Origin of the sequence: Pseudoflavonifractor phocaeensis (assembly GCF_038439875.1) — a bacterium.
In the GTDB taxonomy this organism is placed as follows: Bacteria; Bacillota; Clostridia; order Oscillospirales; family Oscillospiraceae; genus Vermiculatibacterium.
Map to the genome: position 1 here is coordinate 326,396 of NZ_JBCDMT010000003.1, position 15,025 is coordinate 341,420.

Genomic DNA, 15,025 nt, shown 5'->3' on the forward strand with positions numbered 1-15,025 from the left:
ATGTTTCAATATGTATACCGGGGCAAGACCCCCAAGCTCGCCCCCGGTGTCCGGGCGGCGGAGACCGCCGTGGCGGCGGGCGACGTGATCCTGGGCGAGGATGTGAACCTCTGGCACGGCGCCGTCCTCCGGGGGGACCACCGGTCCATCCGGGTGGGAAAGCGCTCCAACATTCAGGATAACGCCGTGGTCCACACGGACGACGAGCACCCCACCGTGATCGGCGACGACGTGACGGTGGGCCACGGGGCCATCGTCCACGGCTGCACGGTGGAACAGGGCTGCCTGATCGGCATGGGGGCCATCCTGCTCAACGGCTGCGTCATCGGCGCCGGCTCCCTGGTGGCCGCCGGGGCCCTGGTGACCCAGAACAAGGTCGTGCCGCCCGGCTCCCTGGTGGTGGGCTCCCCCGCCAAGGTCCTCCGCCCCCTGACGGAGGAGGAGCTGGCGGAGAACGCCCTGTCCGCCGCCGACTACGCCGCCCTGGCGGCGGAGTCCCTGCCCCTGGTGGAGGAAGGAGACCCCTTGTGAAAAAGCAGCGGCTCTCCAAACCCACGGAGAAAAAGATCCTCGCCTTCGTCTACTTCATCCTCCGCTTCTCCGTGGTGGGCGTCCTCATCGCCCAGATCTTTAACCGGGACTTCGAAAGCGCCTTCCTGTGCGTGCTCACCCTCATCCTGTTCCTCGCCCCCAACTTCATCGAGCGGCGGCTCCACATCGACGTGCCGGATACGCTGGAGATCATCATCCTCCTGTTCATCTACTCCGCCGAGATCCTGGGGGAGATCCGGGCCTACTACATCACCTTCCCCTACTGGGACACCATGCTCCACACCATCAACGGCTTCCTCTGCGCCGCCATCGGCTTCTCCCTGGTGGACATCCTCAACCGCAACACCAAGATCACCACCTTCTCCCTCTCCCCCGCCTACATGGCCTTCGTGGCCTTCTGCTTTTCCATGACGGTGGGCGTGCTGTGGGAATTCTTTGAGGCCACCATCGACCATTTCCTCCTGCTGGACATGCAGAAGGACACCATTGTCAACACCATCGGCTCGGTGATGCTGGCCCCCGACGGCAGCAATCACCCCCAGGTCATCAGGGACATCGCCGACGTCATCATCGTCCACTCCGACGGGACCCAGCAGGCCCTTGGCCTGGGCGGTTACCTGGACATCGGCCTGCTGGACACCATGAAGGACCTTTTCGTCAACTTCATCGGGGCCGTGGTCTTTTCCATCATCGGCTATTTTTACGTCAAGCAGCGGGGCAGCGGCCGCTTCGCCCGCCGCTTCATCCCCAAGCTCATGACCCAGGCCCCCGAGGACACCGGGATACCGGCGCCGGAAGAGGCCGGGCAGCCGGAACGGGGAGAGGCCGGGACAAAGGCCGGGGACCCATAAATGCCATACATATTTCCTCTCTCCACGTCCATACTAATCTTGTCCCCGGACGGATTGTGAATAAGGGAGGAATTTAATATGCAGCGCAATAACGGTAATCCCAGCATCAAGTGCTCTGTCAACTCCTGTGCCTACCACGCCGCCAGCGACGGGCTGTGCACACTCAACGAGATCAAGGTGGGCTGTTCCTGCCAGGACGTGTCCAACTGCACCTCCACCGAGTGCGCCTCCTTCAAGCTGGGCGACCACGGCACCAACTGCGGCTGCCACTGATTCGGAGCCAGGGGCCCCGCCGGGCCCCTACATATAAAGGACGGTGTTCCATGGCCTACTGGCTTTATATCCTCCGGTGCGGCGACGGCACTCTCTATACCGGCACCACGGACGACGTGGCCCGCCGCCTGGCCGTCCACCAAAGCGGCAAGGGGGCCAAATACACCCGGGGCCGAGGCCCGCTGACCCTGGCCTACCAGGAGGCCTGCGCCGACAAGTCCGCCGCCCTCCGCCGGGAGATCGCCGTGAAAAAGCTCACCCGGGCGGAAAAGCTGGCCCTCATCGAAGGGGGCGGCGGTTGACGTGCGCCTCTTCTTCGGCCTTTCCTTCGATCCCCCGGCCCGGGCCGCCTTCGCCGACGTCCAGGCGCGGCTCCGCCGGATGGCGGAACGTGGGAACTTCACCGCCCCGGAAAATTTCCACCTCACTCTGGCCTTTCTGGGGGAGGTGGAGCCCGCCCGTCTCCCGGAGCTGTTCTCCCTCCTCCGAACCGCCTCCTTCCCGCCCCTCGCGCTCACCTTTGACCGGCTGGACCGCTTTGACGGGGGGATTTGGCACCTGGACCCGATGCCCAGCGCCGCCCTGTCCGGGGGCCAGGCCGGGCTGGAGGCCGCCCTCCGGGCCGCCGGCTTCCCGCTGGAGGACCGCCCCTACGTCCCCCACCTGACTTTGGGACGCAAGCTGGTACTGCCGGATGGATCCGACCCCGCCGGGCCCCTGGAAAAGCCCATTGCCGCCCACTCCCCCGGCCCCCGGCTTTTCCACTCCCACCGGGAGGGGGAGCGGCTGCGTTACACCCCCCTGGACCCCTCGGACTTTTAACGGGACAAGCGCCTGAACCAATCAGGCGCTTGTTTTTTTGGCATATTTATGAACACGTTCATTTATGCTTGACATTTGTCTTTTGCTCTGCTATAACATAAATGAACTTGTTCATTTTAGTTTGCCAAGGAGGCGTCACCATGCGAAAAAAAGACGACACTCTCCGCGCCGTCCTGCTCTCCCACGCCCGGGACCTGGCGGATGCCGAGGGCATCGGGGCGGTGAACATCCGCTCCCTGGCCCGGCGGGCAGGGGTGGCCACAGGCACGGTGTACAACTACTTTTCCAGCAAGGACGAGATCCTCCTCTCCCTTACGGAGGAGGATTGGGCGCGGACCCTGGAGGAGCTGCGGGGCCGCCTCACCGCCCCCTCCTTCGACGGCCAGCTGGAGCAGCTCTTTACCTTCCTGCGCGCCCGCATCGACGCCTCCGCCGGGGCCCTCATGCGCAGCCTGGGGAGCGTGGACCCCGAGGGGCAGGCCCGTATGGCCGCCATGCAGGAGACCTTGGGGCAGGCCCTTCTGCGCCGAATGGATCAGGACCCGGCCATCCGCCGGGACATTTGGGACGGGGATTTTTCCCGGGAGCGGTTCGCCCGGTTCCTCGTGGCCCATCTCACCCTGCTGCTGCGGGCGCCGGAGCCGGACGTGGGCTTTTTCCTGGCCCTGGTCCGCCGCATTCTCTACTGATTGAAAGGAGCACACATCATGGCACAAGCGATCGCTGAAACGATTTTCGACGTCCTCTACCTGGGCTTCGCCCTGCTGGCGGGACTCACCATGCTCTTCCGGGGAAAGAGCCCCCTGGTCAAAAAGGCAGGGGCCATGGCGGCCCTGCTGGGGGCGGGGGACGCCTTCCACCTGGTCCCCCGGTCCTTCGCCCTTTGGACCACCGGCCTGGAGGCCAATGCCGCCGCCCTGGGCGTGGGCAAATTCGTCACCTCCATCACCATGACCATCTTCTATCTCATCCTCTACTACATCTGGCGGGACCATTACCGCATCCATGGGCGGAGGGGCCTCACCCTGACCATGTGGGTCCTGGCCCTTCTGCGGGCGGCCCTGTGCCTTCTGCCCCAGAACCAATGGCTGGTGTACCGCCAGCCTCTCTTCTACGGCGTGCTGCGCAACATCCCCTTCGCCGTCATCGGCATCCTCATCATCCTCCTCTTTGCCCAGGAGAACAAACGGACCGGGGACGGCGCCTTCCGCTTCATGCCCGCGGCGGTGGCCCTCTCCTTCGGCTTTTACCTCCCCGTGGTCCTCTTCAGCGGGGTGGCCCCCGCCGTTGGTATGCTCATGATTCCCAAGACCCTGGCCTATGTCTGGATCGTCCTCATGCTCTGGAAGCTCTATCAGAAGGAGAATGGAAAATGACCAAACGCTATGCGAATACCGCCCTCATTTACGCCGTGACCGCCATGGTGTGCGGCGTGTTCTACCGGGAGTTCACCAAGTTCAGCGCGTTCACCGGGAAAACCACCCTGGCCGTTTTACATACCCACTACTTTCTCCTTGGCATGTTCTTCTTTCTGGCCCTGCTGCTCCTGGCCAAAAACGGCCTGCTCCCCGGCGGGAGGTCCACCGGGCGGGCCCTGATCCTCTACCAGGTTGGCCTGAATATCACGGGTCTGGGCCTCCTCCTGCGGGGCCTGGCCCAGGTGTGGGGCGCCGAATTGAGCCGGGGGCTGGACGCCTCCCTCTCCGGTGCGGCCGGGGTGGGCCACATCCTCCTCTCCGCCGGCCTCATCCTCCTGCTGCTCCAGATCCGGCGGGAAGCCGCCGCCGCGTAACCAAAAACGGACTGCCGGAAAACCGGCAGTCCGTTTTTTGATTTCAGGAGCGCAGGGCTTCCCGCCGCTCCTCCCACTTCCGGCAGAGCCACCAGGCCAGCTCCCCGCAGAGGGTGCCCACCAGGAACCCGCAGAGCACGTCACTGGGGAAATGGACCCCCACGTAGAGCCGGGACAGGCCCATCAGGGCCGCCAGGGCCAGCCCCGCCGCCCCCATCCACTTCCGGGGTAGGGTGTGGTACCAGGCCGCGGCGGCGGCGAAGGCGGCGCTGGTGTGGCCCGAGGGGAAGGAGTTAGGGTCCCGCTCCACCACCAGGGGGACCAGGCCCTCCAGCACCAGCCAGGGCCGGGTCCGATTCACCAGGTGCTTGATCAGGATATTGGTAAACAGCAGGCTGAACACCAGCCCCACCGCTCCGGCGATCCCCGCCTTCCGGGTCTTGGGAAAGAGGAGCATCAGCCCACACAGGACGATCCACAAAAGCCCCGCGTTGCCCAGCTGGGTATAAAGAGCCATGACAGGGTCCAAAACGGCGTTTCGCACCGTCTCCTGCACCCACAGCAGGAAGGGTCCCTCGGCCTGGGAAAGGGCGGTCAGCAAACGGTCCACCTGGCCTGGGCCCGCCAGCCCCCCGCGGACACCACGGCGCCGGCCTCCTCCTGAGAGATGGTGAGGCGCACCTCGGCCCGCTTCCCGGCCAGGCCGGCCCACCGCAGCAGCTCCGCCGGGGCCAGGGCGGAGGACGGGAGTTCCACGTCCAGGCTGCCCCCCTCCGGCGTCCGGATCAGGGTGAGCACAGTCTCGCCCTGGCTCAGGGAGACCCGTTCCTCCCCCTCCGCCAGGGCCGCCGCGGCCTGGGAGACCAGACTCCAGGAGCTCCCGGCGTCCGTCAGGGGGATGGCGGAGAGAAGCGCGGCCACGGGACGGCCGGGGTCTACCCCCGCCGCCATCCGGGCGGCGGCGCCCGCCAAACGCTGGGAGAAGGGCCCGGCCTCCACCCCGGTCCCGGCCAAGCGCCACGTCTGCGGACTCCCGGCCTGGGCAGCCGTCTCCGCCAGAGCCCGGACATCCGCCAGCAGCACCGTGCGCTGTGCCCGGTCCCAGCCCACGCTGAAGCCCAGGGCATTCCCCGCCGCCCGGATGGGCAGGTAGGCCGTCCCCTCCCGCCGGAAGGCCGCGTTCAACACGGCGCTCTCCCCATTTTTGGTGAGGGTCACCCAATCCCCCTCCGCCTCAGCCGAGGCGCCCAGGGCCGCCGCCAGCTCCCCGGCGGGAAGATAGGACACGCCGTCCACAAGCTCCGGGACACAGTCCAGCGTCACCCCGTCCACCTGAAGGGCGGGGACCTCCGCCGCCCCGGCGGGCACCGCCAGGGCCAACGTGAGCGCCGCCGCCAAAACCAGGGCTGAAAACCGCTTTTTCATCTAAAAACACTCCTTTTCGCAGTATACAAAAAGACGGGGCGGGGATGCCCCCGCCCCGTCTCAGGGACCTTCCTCAGGCTCAGGCGGCGTTGTCCGCGCCGGTGCCCTCTTTCCACTGGCAGGTGAGAATGACCCCGCCGTTGAGCTCGTAGTGGGTGGTCTTGACGATGTGGGTCTTGCCCACCCGGACCTCCTGGCTGCCCAGCTCGGTCTTGATGTTGTTGAGCACGTAGGCCTCCACGGTGAAGGTCAGGTCCACCGTGTCCTCCAGCACCGGGATGATGACGTCCCCGTCCATGGAGCTGATTTTGGCCTTGGCCTCGTGGGGCTTGGAGGCCACGTCGGTGATGTAGGCGTTCAGCAGTTCGCCGTTGGACATGAGCTGGTCGCCCACGAAGCCGTTGGCCTTGGCGGCGGCCTGGAACTCCTGAATGGAGGCATAGACCTCCTTGTCCACTCCCTCCACCCGGACGGTATAGACGATATTGGCCCCCACCTCGGGCCGGGTGGCGCCCATGCGGCCGGTCATCTTGAGGGCCACGGCGGCCACCACCGCCACGGCGATGATGATGACCAGCAGGTCGATGATGTTGATCTTTCCAAAGAGCTTTCCGTTCTTGTCCATTCCACGTTCTCCTTACGAAGCGGGGAAATTCCCCGTCGATTCCTGTTGTATATTTTCCCTGCTGTGGTAAAATAACAAAGGTATTGTATCATATCTTACGTATACTTCTCAAGTCTTTTTTGGAGGAACCCATGAAAGTCATCCACCTCATCAGCGGCGGCGACTCCGGGGGCGCCAAGACCCACGTGCACATGCTGCTGCAAAATTTGAGCCGCACCATCGACGTGACCATGGTGTGCTTTATGGAGGGCCCCTTCTCCCAGGAGGCCCGGGAGCTGGGCATCCCCACGGTGGTCCTCCCCGGCCAGAACGTCTTCCGCGCCTTCCGCCAGCTCAAAAAGCTGGTCCTGGAGGGGCAGTACGACCTCATCCACTGCCACGGCGCCCGGGGCAACATGATGGGCGCCCTCCTGCGCCGGGCCACCGGCCTGCCTGTGGTGTCCACCGTCCACTCCGACTACCGTCTGGACTATCTGGGGCGGCCCTTCTCCAAGCTCACCTACGGCACCATCAACACCCTGGCCCTGCGCAGGCTGGACTACCGCATCGGGGTCTCCGACGCCATGACCGACCTGCTCATCTCCCGTGGCTTCGACCCGGACAAGCTCTTCACCATCTATAACGGCCTGGACTTTACCCCCCGCCAGCCCAAGCTGTCCCGGGCGGAATACTGGCGCTCCGTGGGCCTCCAGGCCGACGAAAGCTCCGTGGTGGTGGGCATCGCCGCCCGTCTGAACCCTGTCAAGGACATCGCCACCCTGGTCCGGGGCTTTGCCCTGGCTTACCAGGAGTGCCCCAACCTGCGCCTCCTCATCGGCGGCGACGGCGAGGAGATGGACCGCCTCAAAAAGCTGGCCGCCGACCTGGGCGTCGCCCACGTGGTGTGCTTCGCCGGGTGGGTCACCGACACCGACAGCTTTTATAACGCCCTGGACGTGAGCACCCTCACCTCCATCTCCGAGACCTTCCCCTACTCCCTCACCGAGGGGGCCCGGGCGGGCCTGCCCACCGTGGCCAGCCGGGTGGGGGGCGTGCCCTACCTCATCGACCACGGGGTCAACGGCTTCCTCTTCCCCGCCGGGGACGCCCAGACCCTCTCCCGTCATCTGGTCGCCCTGGCCCGGGACAAGTCCCTCCGGGAACATATGGGCCGGCGGCTCTACGAGAAGGGCCGGACCCAGTTCTCCCTGGAGAGCACCCTGGAGCGGCAGCTGGAGATCTACCGCTCCATCATCCGCCGCAAGGGGCGCAAGACGGGGAAGCGGGACGGGGCATTGGTCTGCGGGGCCTACGGCCGGGGCAACGCCGGGGACGACGCCATTTTGGAGGCCATCGTCCGGGAGTTGCGGCAGATCGACCCCGATCTCCCCGTCTGGGTCCTCTCCCGCAACCCCACCGACACCCGGCTGTCCTACCGGGTCAACTCCATCTACACCTTCAACATTCCCCGGTTCCTCTGGCGGATGGGAAAGACCCGGCTCTACATCAACGGCGGCGGTTCCCTCATGCAGGACGCCACCTCCCGCCGGAGCCTGTGGTTCTATCTCTTCACCATCTCGGCGGCCAAGGTTTTGGGCAACAAGGTCATGATGTACGGCTGCGGCATCGGCCCCATCCAGTACCCCTCCAACCGCCGCCTGGCCGCCGGGGTGCTCCAGAAGCGGGTAGACGCCATCACCCTGCGGGACACCCACTCCAAGACCGAGCTGGAGCGGATGGGGGTCACCGCCCCCGAGATCATTCTCTCCGCCGACCCTACCGTTATCCTCCCCGCCGCCGACCCCGCCACGGTGGACGGCATCCTGGAGAGCGCCGGGCTGGACCCGGCGGGGCGGTATATCGGCTTCACCCTCCGCCCCTGGCCGGGCTTTGAGGCCAAGGCCGAAATCTTCGGCCGGGCCGCCGACTATGTCTACGAGAAATACGGCCTCACCCCCGTCTTTCTGCCCATCGAGCGGCGGCTGGACGTGGGGGCGGCCAAGCTGGCCGCCAGGCACATGAAGGCGCCCTACCACATTCTGGAGGAAACCGGCGCCTCCGCCCACACCATCGGCCTATTCGCCCGGATGAAGGTGGTGGTGTCCATGCGGCTCCACGCCCTGGTGTTCTCCGCCGGCCAGGGAGTGCCCCTGGTGGGGGTGGTCTATGACCCCAAGATCAGCTCCTTCCTGTCCTACATCGGCCAGGACCTCTACACCGACCTGGACCAGCTCACCCTGGACGGCCTCAAGGCCCATCTGGACGCCGCCGTGGCCCGCATCGGGGATGAGGCCTTCCTGGCGGGCGGCGTGGAGCGGCTGCGGGAAGTGGAGCGGCGCAACCGGGACACCGCCGGGCGGCTCCTGGGTTTGAAAGGAGGAGACGCCATATGAGACAGCTGGTCTGCCTCTCCGGGGAGCCCTGGGCTCAGGTGCCCACCCGGACCCAGCAGCTCATGAGCCGGATGCGGGACACCGAGGTCCTCTTCTTCGAGCCCCCCGCGCCCAGGGGGGACAAAAGCTGGAAACAGCCGGGCCGGAAGGTCCGCCCCGGCGTCATCGTCTACACCCTGCCTCCCATCCTCACCGACGATCCGGCCAAGGGGCTCCTCTACCGGTACAGCCGCTCCCGGGTCACCCGGTTCCTCCAGTCCAAGCTGGAGCGCCATCGTTTTAAAGAGCCCGTCCTCTGGTGCGCCAGCCCCGCCGGGGCGGAGTACCTGGACGCCATCGCCTACCGGGGGCTGGTGTACGACTGCTACCAGGACTGGCCCGGCCTGCCCGAGCAGTGGGAGAGCGACCTGGCCGTGGCCTCCGACGTGGTCTTCGCCGCCTCCCCCGACCTGGTGAGCCACATCGCCCCCTGCAACGCCAACGTGGCCCTTCTCCCCTACGGGGTCAACTACCCCATGTTCGCCAAGGACGGCCTGCCCAAGCCAGAGGCCCTGCGGGACATCAAGGGCCCCATCCTGGGCTTTGTGGGCACCCTCTGGGAGGATTTGGACCTCTCCCCCGCCCTGAAGGCCATCCGCTCCCATCCCGACTGCACCCTGGTCCTCATCGGCCCCGACCGGGGCAACCGGCTCCTCCCCGAGCTGCTGGACGAGCCCAACGTCCGCTGGCTGGGCCCGGCGGCGCCGGTGGATCTGCCTGACTACATCTGCAATTTCGACGTCTGCCTCTACCTGCTCCGCCGCACCCACCTCTATGACGACGTGATCCACTCCCGGATGTTCGAATACCTCTCCACCGGACGGCCCGTGGTGGCCATGCTCCGCCCCGGGCAGGTGGAGGACTTCCCCGACGTGGTCTACGGGGCCCACTCCCCGGCGGAGTTCTCCCTGATGTGCTCCAGCGCCCTAGAGGAGGCGGGCCGCTGGGCCTTCGACCGCCGCAGGGCCTACGGCCAGGCCGCCGCCTGGAGTGAGCGGGCCAGGGAGGTCAACCGGATCTTGGAGAGCATCGGGATGTTCTGACTTTTTACACCATGGGAGGCACTCTTTTATGTCCCTCAAAGACGAGATCATGGAGGCGGTATTTCTTTTCCCCGGACTCACGGACACAGATCTGGAAAAGCGCTGCGGCCGCCCTCACCAGCAGGTCAATCAGGCATGCCGTCAACTGGCCGGGGCCGGTCTCCTGACCAGAGTGCCCAACCCAGACAAAAACAACCATCTTGGCAATTACCCCGTCAACTTCCGGACGATGAAAGAGCGGCCCCAGCGGCAAGCAGGCCCCATTGTTGAAAAAGGGGGCAGCGGGCGGCCCGGCTCTTCTGCCGCGCTGGAGGAGGACGATATCAAAGCCATCCTCTCCCGCTGGCTGGAAACCGACGGCTGGTCCGTCACGGTCGCCTGGGGGAAACGCCACGGCGTCGATATCGAGGCTGTCCGGGGAACGGAACGCTGGTTGATCGAGGTAAAAGGGCCCGGTTCCCGGGAGGCAATGCGTCACAACTATTTTCTCAGTATCCTGGGAGAGACCTTACAGCGCATGGAGGACCCTGACGCCAAATACAGCATCGCGTTCCCCGACCATAAGACCTTCCGCGGGCTGTGGGAGCGTCTTCCCGTCTTGGCTAAAAAGCGAACCGGCATCAGCATGCTTCTCGTTGGAGAAAACGGCATCGTCATTCCTCTGGATTGACCCGTCTTCATATACCGCCACCCCCTGCCATATCATTGGGCAGGGGGTGTTTTCATTATGCCGCTTCTGCCCGTTCTGCTCCTGCTCACAGCCGTCATCTTCGTCAATGGCTGGACCGACGCCCCCAATGCCATCGCCACCCCGGTGGCCTCGGGGGTGCTCCCCTTCCCCGCCGCCGCGGCCATGGCGGCGGGGTGCAACCTTCTGGGCGTGGTGTGCTCCGCCGCGGTCAACGATTCGGTGGCCCGCACCCTCTACTCCATCGCGGATTTCGGCCCCCACGCCCTCACGGCCCTCACCGCTGCGCTGGCTTCCGCCGTCCTCTGGGGCGTCGCCGCGTGGCGGTTCGGCATTCCCACCAGTGAGAGCCACGCCCTGGTGGCGGGCCTCACCGGGGCGGCCTTGGCTTTGGGCGCGGGGCGGCTCCGGCTGGCCCCGCTGGCCCTGGTGGGGCTGGGGCTGGTCCTCTCTCTGGCCCTGGGCGCCGCCCTGGGGCGGCTGGCAGGGCGGCGCCTCCCCAAGGGCAGGCCCGGGCTCTACCGAAAGGGTCAGGTGGCGGGGGCCGCCCTCACCGCCTTCCTCCACGGGGCCCAGGACGGCCAGAAATTCCTGGGGGTGCTGGCCCTGGCCATCACCCTGGGCGCCGGGGGCTACGCCGTGCCGCCCTGGGCGGCCTTCTGGTGTGCCGGGTGCATGGCCCTGGGGACCCTGCTGGGGGGCAGGCGCATCATCGACACCGTGGGCCGGAGGATGGTGCTGCTCACCCCCCGCTCCGGCTTCGCCGCCGACCTGGGCTGCGCCGCCGCCCTGGCGCTGTGCACCGCCCTGGGTCTGCCCGTGTCCACCACACACGTGAAAACTGCCGCCATCCTGGGGGCGGGGGCCTCCCCCGACGGAAAGGTAGCCGGGTCTTTGGGGCTGGCGTGGCTCCTCACCTTTCCCGCCTGCGGCGGCATCGCGTTTTTCCTCGTCAAATGCCTTGTGGTGTGGTAAAATAGTTTCGTCTGATTTGGGGAGGCGCGGGGACGCCCTCTCAGTCGGCCTCTAGGCCGACAGCTCCCCCAGAGGGGGAGCCTTTTTTGTGAGACGGAGGTATTTTTGTGAACCGATATGATACGGTCATTTTTGATTTGGACGGCACTTTGCTGAATACCCTGGAGGATTTGGCGGACGCCGTCAACTTCGCCCTGGGGGCGATGGGCTGGCCCGCCCGGTCCTTGGAGGAGGTGCGGCAGTTCGTGGGCAACGGGGTGGGAAACCTCATGGCCAGGGCCGTCCCCGCCGGGACGACCGAAGAGGACGAGGCCAAGTGCCTGTCCCTTTTTCGGGACTGTTACGCCGCCCACATGATGGACAAGACCGCCCCCTATCCCGGCGTCATTGAGCTTCTCAAAGCCCTGCGGGAGAATGGGTACAAGCTGGCGGTGGTGTCCAACAAGTTTGACGCCGCCGTGAAGGGGCTGGTGGCGGACTATTTCCCCGGCCTGTTCCACGCCACCGCCGGGGAGTCCCCCGCCGCCCCCAAGAAGCCCGACCCGGCCATGGTGTTCCAGGCGCTTCGGACACTGGGGGAGAACGGGGCCAAGGCGGTCTACGTGGGGGACTCCGACGTGGACCTCGCCACCGCCCGGAACGCCGGGCTGCCCTGTATCAGCGTGACCTGGGGCTTCCGGGACGCCGGGTTCCTCCGGGCCCACGGCGCCGCGGCTTTGGCCGACACCCCCGCCGAGCTTCTGGATCTGGTGTGACATCAGAAAAACGAGGCGGAGCCCATGCAGGGCTCCGCCTCGTCTCTTTTGTTCTCACGCGGGCAGTACGGTCCGCTTCATGCTGGTATAGGCCATCAGGATATAGGTCAGATAGATGAGCAGGAACAGCCCCAGGGCCACCCCCACGATGGCCGCCACCTGGGCGGGACCGGCCAGGACGCCGGGGTCCAGAAGCCCGCCCAGCCCCGCGATGAAGGGCACGCCGATGAGCAGGGGCGGGACGGCGGGCAGGGCGTAATAGATCGCGAACTGACGGCCCAGGGCCCGTTTCATCTCCCGGCGGTCCATGCCCAGCTTCCGCAGCAGCTCGAACTGGCGGCGGTAGCGGCCCGCCTCGCTGAGCTGCTGGATGGTCAGGATGGTGGCCGCCACCATGGTGAGCACCAGGGCCAGGTAGTAGAGGGGGAAGACGAGCATGGCGTAGGAGGCGGCGTTCTCCGCCTCCACGGCCCCCTTGGAGAAGAGGGTGTCGTAGCCGTCGATGGAATCATCCTTGTCGTCCCTCATCTGGGTCAGGCCCCTCATGACGGCCCCCTTCACCGGCTCGTCGGTCATGGCGGCGTAGATGCTGTGGCTCACCGGGCGGGCCTTCGCCGCCTCGTCGGGCACCACCAGGATGAAGCCCCGGCCGTTGCCGTCCCAGAGGGCTTGGGTGAAGTGCTCGGTGTACACCCCGCCGGGGGCGAAGGTCTGATCCCCCACCGTCACGCTCCGGTCGTACCCCTCCATGAGGGGGCCCAGGTAGGACATGCAGTGGATGAGGTAGGTCCCCGGCGCCAGCTCGGCCTCCGGGTAGTCCAGCATGGCCCGCAGGGCGACGTAGTCGCTGAAGGCCATCACGGTATCGTACTCAAAGGTGGACCAGTAGTCGGCGTTGGCGTCAAGATAGGAGGTGACCTGGGCGTCGTTCCCCCGGTAGACGCGGTACCGCCAGTCCGCCCGGACGGGGATGTTCTCGTCCACGTAGGCCAGGTAGTCGTCGAAATCGTGCTCGTCCCGGTCCGTGGAGCCGATATACAAATCGAAGCAGGTGGTCTGCTCGTTCCTGCTTTGGAAGAGGGCGTGGAAGACGAGGCCGGAGCCCTCTGAGATGAGGGTGGCCGTGAACAGCAGGGCGATGGTGGCCATGACCACCCCCATGGTGGCCAGCTTGGCCGACAGGGTGCGGAAAATCAGCAGCCGCTCCCCTGTGTACTTGCGCTCCGCCCTCTCGTCGAACCAGGCGGGGACGCCGGAGGAAAAGCTGATAAAGAACCCGTAGAGGAAGGCGATGATGAGCGCCGCCCCCAAAATGCCCAGGGCCAGGGTCCGGGTCATGATGAGCACCGTGCCGATAACGCCCAGCAGGATGGACACCACGAAAATCCGCTTCCGGCTGCGGCTCTTCTGGATGACCTCCTCCTCGTTGCGCCGGTCGAAGTCCATGAGCTCGCTGATTTTCATGCGCCGGATGCGCTTGCGGCTCTTCCCCAGGGCGAAGAAGTAAATGAGGGCGAAGTAAAACAGGGTCAGCCCCACCGCCGGGAGGGAAAAGGCAAAGCTGAAGGCGTAGGGCGCGCCGAAGAGGGCCAGGGTGACGGCCCGCAGGGCCTGGAAGAGGAGGTTTCCCAGCAGGACCCCCAGGGCCAGGGCGATGCCGCCCACGGCCAGGTTTTCCAGGAAGAAGAGCCGGGCCACCTGCCGGCTCTCCAGGCCGATGAGGATATATGTTCCCAGCTCCCGGCTGCGGCGGGCGAGCATGAAGGCCATGGTGTACTGCACCAGCCAGCCGATGACGCACACCACCACGGCGCTGGCCAGCGTCAGCACCAGGGGCATGGCGTCCATCATGTCGGACAGGCTTTGCAGCTCTTGGGAGAAGACGAGGCCGTTGAAGGCGTACATCAGGGCGGCGGCCATGACGATGGTGACGAAGTAGACCAGATAGTCCCTGGCCTGCCGCCTGGCGTTGCGGAGGGAGAGCTCAGATAACGTCACTGACGTCACCCCCCAGCAGGGCCAGCACATCCAAAATCTCGTGGTAGAAGACCTGCCGGGTCCGCTCGGCCCGGATCAGCTCGTTGAAGAGCCGCCCGTCCTTCAAAAAGAGCACCCGGGAGGCGTAGCTGGCGCTGTACGCGTCGTGGGTGACCATGAGGATGGTGGCGGACATGGCCCGGTTCATTTTGGACATGATTTCCAGCAGATTCTTGGACGCCTTGGAGTCCAGGGCCCCGGTGGGCTCGTCGGCCAAAATCAGCGACTGCCCCGCCACCATGGCCCGGGCGCAGGCCGCCCGCTGCTTCTGGCCGCCGGAGACCTGGTAGGGGAACTTGGCCAGCTCGTTTTCGATGCCCAGCCGCCCCGCCGCCTCCCGCACCCGCTTCTGGACCTCCTGGGGGTCGGCGTGGTTGATGGTGAGGGCCAGGCCGATGTTCTCCTCCAGGGTGAGGGTGTCCAGCAGGTTGAAGTCCTGGAACACGAAGCCCAGCCGCTCCCGGCGGAACCGGGCCAGCTCCCGTTCCGGCAGCTCCGCGATGTTCTCCCCGTCCAGCAGGATGCTGCCCGCGCTCACCGTGTCGATGGTGGAGATGCAGTTGAGAAGCGTCGTCTTGCCGCTGCCCGAGGCCCCCATGATGGCGATGAACTCGCCCTTCGCCACCGAAAAGCTCACCCGGTCCAGGGCCTTGGTGACGTTGTTTTTGCTCCCGTAGTATTTCTCGATGTTCCGTACTTCCAGCATATCACTGCCTCCTCGCTTGTACCTTCAGGATACACCGAACGGGGGGCCGATGGTATCGCTCTGGCATGGA

18 protein-coding genes are annotated in these 15,025 nt (G+C 65.9%); 13 read left to right on the forward strand and 5 right to left on the reverse strand.

The window, feature by feature from the left end:
• The 8 genes from AAEU42_RS06220 (at position 1) to AAEU42_RS06255 (ending at position 4,290) form a co-directional block, all read left to right on the forward strand.
• The gene (locus tag AAEU42_RS06220) at positions 1 to 531 is read left to right on the forward strand and encodes a gamma carbonic anhydrase family protein (protein ID WP_342232670.1); all 531 of its coding nucleotides are present in this window, start codon (positions 1 to 3) and stop codon (positions 529 to 531) included.
• On the forward strand, positions 528 to 1,403 hold the full coding sequence (locus AAEU42_RS06225) for a DUF2238 domain-containing protein (protein ID WP_342232671.1): 876 nt from the start codon (positions 528 to 530) through the stop codon (positions 1,401 to 1,403). The genes AAEU42_RS06220 and AAEU42_RS06225 overlap by 4 nt, the downstream gene beginning before the upstream one ends.
• 78 nt (positions 1,404 to 1,481) lie before the next feature.
• Positions 1,482 to 1,676, forward strand: a complete 195-nt coding sequence (locus tag AAEU42_RS06230) for a DUF1540 domain-containing protein (protein WP_342232672.1) — start codon at positions 1,482 to 1,484, stop codon at positions 1,674 to 1,676.
• Between the two features lie 50 nt (positions 1,677 to 1,726).
• Positions 1,727 to 1,978, forward strand: coding sequence for a GIY-YIG nuclease family protein (locus AAEU42_RS06235; RefSeq protein WP_342232673.1), 252 nt, complete (start codon positions 1,727 to 1,729; stop codon positions 1,976 to 1,978).
• Position 1,979: 1 nt separating this feature from the next.
• The gene (gene thpR, locus AAEU42_RS06240; RefSeq protein ID WP_342232674.1) at positions 1,980 to 2,498 is read left to right on the forward strand and encodes an RNA 2',3'-cyclic phosphodiesterase; all 519 of its coding nucleotides are present in this window, start codon (positions 1,980 to 1,982) and stop codon (positions 2,496 to 2,498) included.
• A gap of 140 nt (positions 2,499 to 2,638) precedes the next feature.
• Positions 2,639 to 3,187 (forward strand): TetR/AcrR family transcriptional regulator, encoded by a 549-nt coding sequence (locus tag AAEU42_RS06245; RefSeq protein ID WP_342232675.1) that lies wholly within the window; start codon positions 2,639 to 2,641, stop codon positions 3,185 to 3,187.
• 18 nt (positions 3,188 to 3,205) lie between these two features.
• Complete coding sequence (locus tag AAEU42_RS06250; RefSeq protein ID WP_342232676.1) at positions 3,206 to 3,874, forward strand: hypothetical protein; 669 nt, start codon at positions 3,206 to 3,208, stop codon at positions 3,872 to 3,874.
• Entirely contained in the window at positions 3,871 to 4,290 is a 420-nt protein-coding gene (locus AAEU42_RS06255; RefSeq protein ID WP_342232677.1) for a DUF2871 family protein, read from the forward strand. Before AAEU42_RS06250 ends, AAEU42_RS06255 begins: the two co-directional genes overlap by 4 nt.
• Before the next feature lie 43 nt (positions 4,291 to 4,333).
• Here the strand turns inward: AAEU42_RS06255 and AAEU42_RS06260 are convergent, their stop codons facing one another.
• From AAEU42_RS06260 to AAEU42_RS06270, 3 genes are all read right to left on the reverse strand, one after another.
• Positions 4,334 to 4,891: a phosphatase PAP2 family protein gene (locus AAEU42_RS06260; RefSeq protein WP_342232678.1), complete on the reverse strand. Its 558-nt coding sequence runs from the start codon at positions 4,889 to 4,891 to the stop codon at positions 4,334 to 4,336.
• On the reverse strand, positions 4,885 to 5,715 hold the full coding sequence (locus AAEU42_RS06265) for a stalk domain-containing protein (protein ID WP_342232679.1): 831 nt from the start codon (positions 5,713 to 5,715) through the stop codon (positions 4,885 to 4,887). Before AAEU42_RS06265 ends, AAEU42_RS06260 begins: the two co-directional genes overlap by 7 nt.
• Before the next feature lie 79 nt (positions 5,716 to 5,794).
• A complete protein-coding gene (locus AAEU42_RS06270) occupies positions 5,795 to 6,340 on the reverse strand; it encodes a DUF4330 domain-containing protein (RefSeq protein WP_342232680.1) in 546 nt (181 codons plus the stop codon).
• A 131-nt stretch (positions 6,341 to 6,471) separates the two neighbouring features.
• Between AAEU42_RS06270 and csaB the strand changes: the two genes are divergently transcribed.
• The 5 genes from csaB to AAEU42_RS06295 all read left to right on the forward strand — a co-directional run bounded on the left by csaB (position 6,472) and on the right by AAEU42_RS06295 (position 12,212).
• Positions 6,472 to 8,712: a polysaccharide pyruvyl transferase CsaB gene (csaB, locus tag AAEU42_RS06275; RefSeq protein WP_342232681.1), complete on the forward strand. Its 2,241-nt coding sequence runs from the start codon at positions 6,472 to 6,474 to the stop codon at positions 8,710 to 8,712.
• Complete coding sequence (locus AAEU42_RS06280; protein WP_342232682.1) at positions 8,709 to 9,794, forward strand: glycosyltransferase; 1,086 nt, start codon at positions 8,709 to 8,711, stop codon at positions 9,792 to 9,794. The genes csaB and AAEU42_RS06280 overlap by 4 nt, the downstream gene beginning before the upstream one ends.
• A 28-nt stretch (positions 9,795 to 9,822) precedes the next feature.
• The gene (locus tag AAEU42_RS06285) at positions 9,823 to 10,464 is read left to right on the forward strand and encodes a MarR family transcriptional regulator (RefSeq protein ID WP_342232683.1); all 642 of its coding nucleotides are present in this window, start codon (positions 9,823 to 9,825) and stop codon (positions 10,462 to 10,464) included.
• 57 nt (positions 10,465 to 10,521) lie between these two features.
• On the forward strand, positions 10,522 to 11,457 hold the full coding sequence (locus AAEU42_RS06290) for an inorganic phosphate transporter (RefSeq protein ID WP_342232684.1): 936 nt from the start codon (positions 10,522 to 10,524) through the stop codon (positions 11,455 to 11,457).
• A 107-nt stretch (positions 11,458 to 11,564) separates the two neighbouring features.
• Positions 11,565 to 12,212: an HAD family hydrolase gene (locus tag AAEU42_RS06295; protein ID WP_342232685.1), complete on the forward strand. Its 648-nt coding sequence runs from the start codon at positions 11,565 to 11,567 to the stop codon at positions 12,210 to 12,212.
• A 54-nt stretch (positions 12,213 to 12,266) separates the two neighbouring features.
• On the opposite strand, the gene AAEU42_RS06300 is transcribed toward AAEU42_RS06295, so the two are convergent.
• On the reverse strand, positions 12,267 to 14,210 hold the full coding sequence (locus tag AAEU42_RS06300; protein ID WP_342232686.1) for an FtsX-like permease family protein: 1,944 nt from the start codon (positions 14,208 to 14,210) through the stop codon (positions 12,267 to 12,269).
• Positions 14,197 to 14,955 (reverse strand): ABC transporter ATP-binding protein, encoded by a 759-nt coding sequence (locus AAEU42_RS06305; RefSeq protein ID WP_342232687.1) that lies wholly within the window; start codon positions 14,953 to 14,955, stop codon positions 14,197 to 14,199. The genes AAEU42_RS06300 and AAEU42_RS06305 overlap by 14 nt, the downstream gene beginning before the upstream one ends.
• Positions 14,956 to 15,025: the final 70 nt, after the last annotated feature.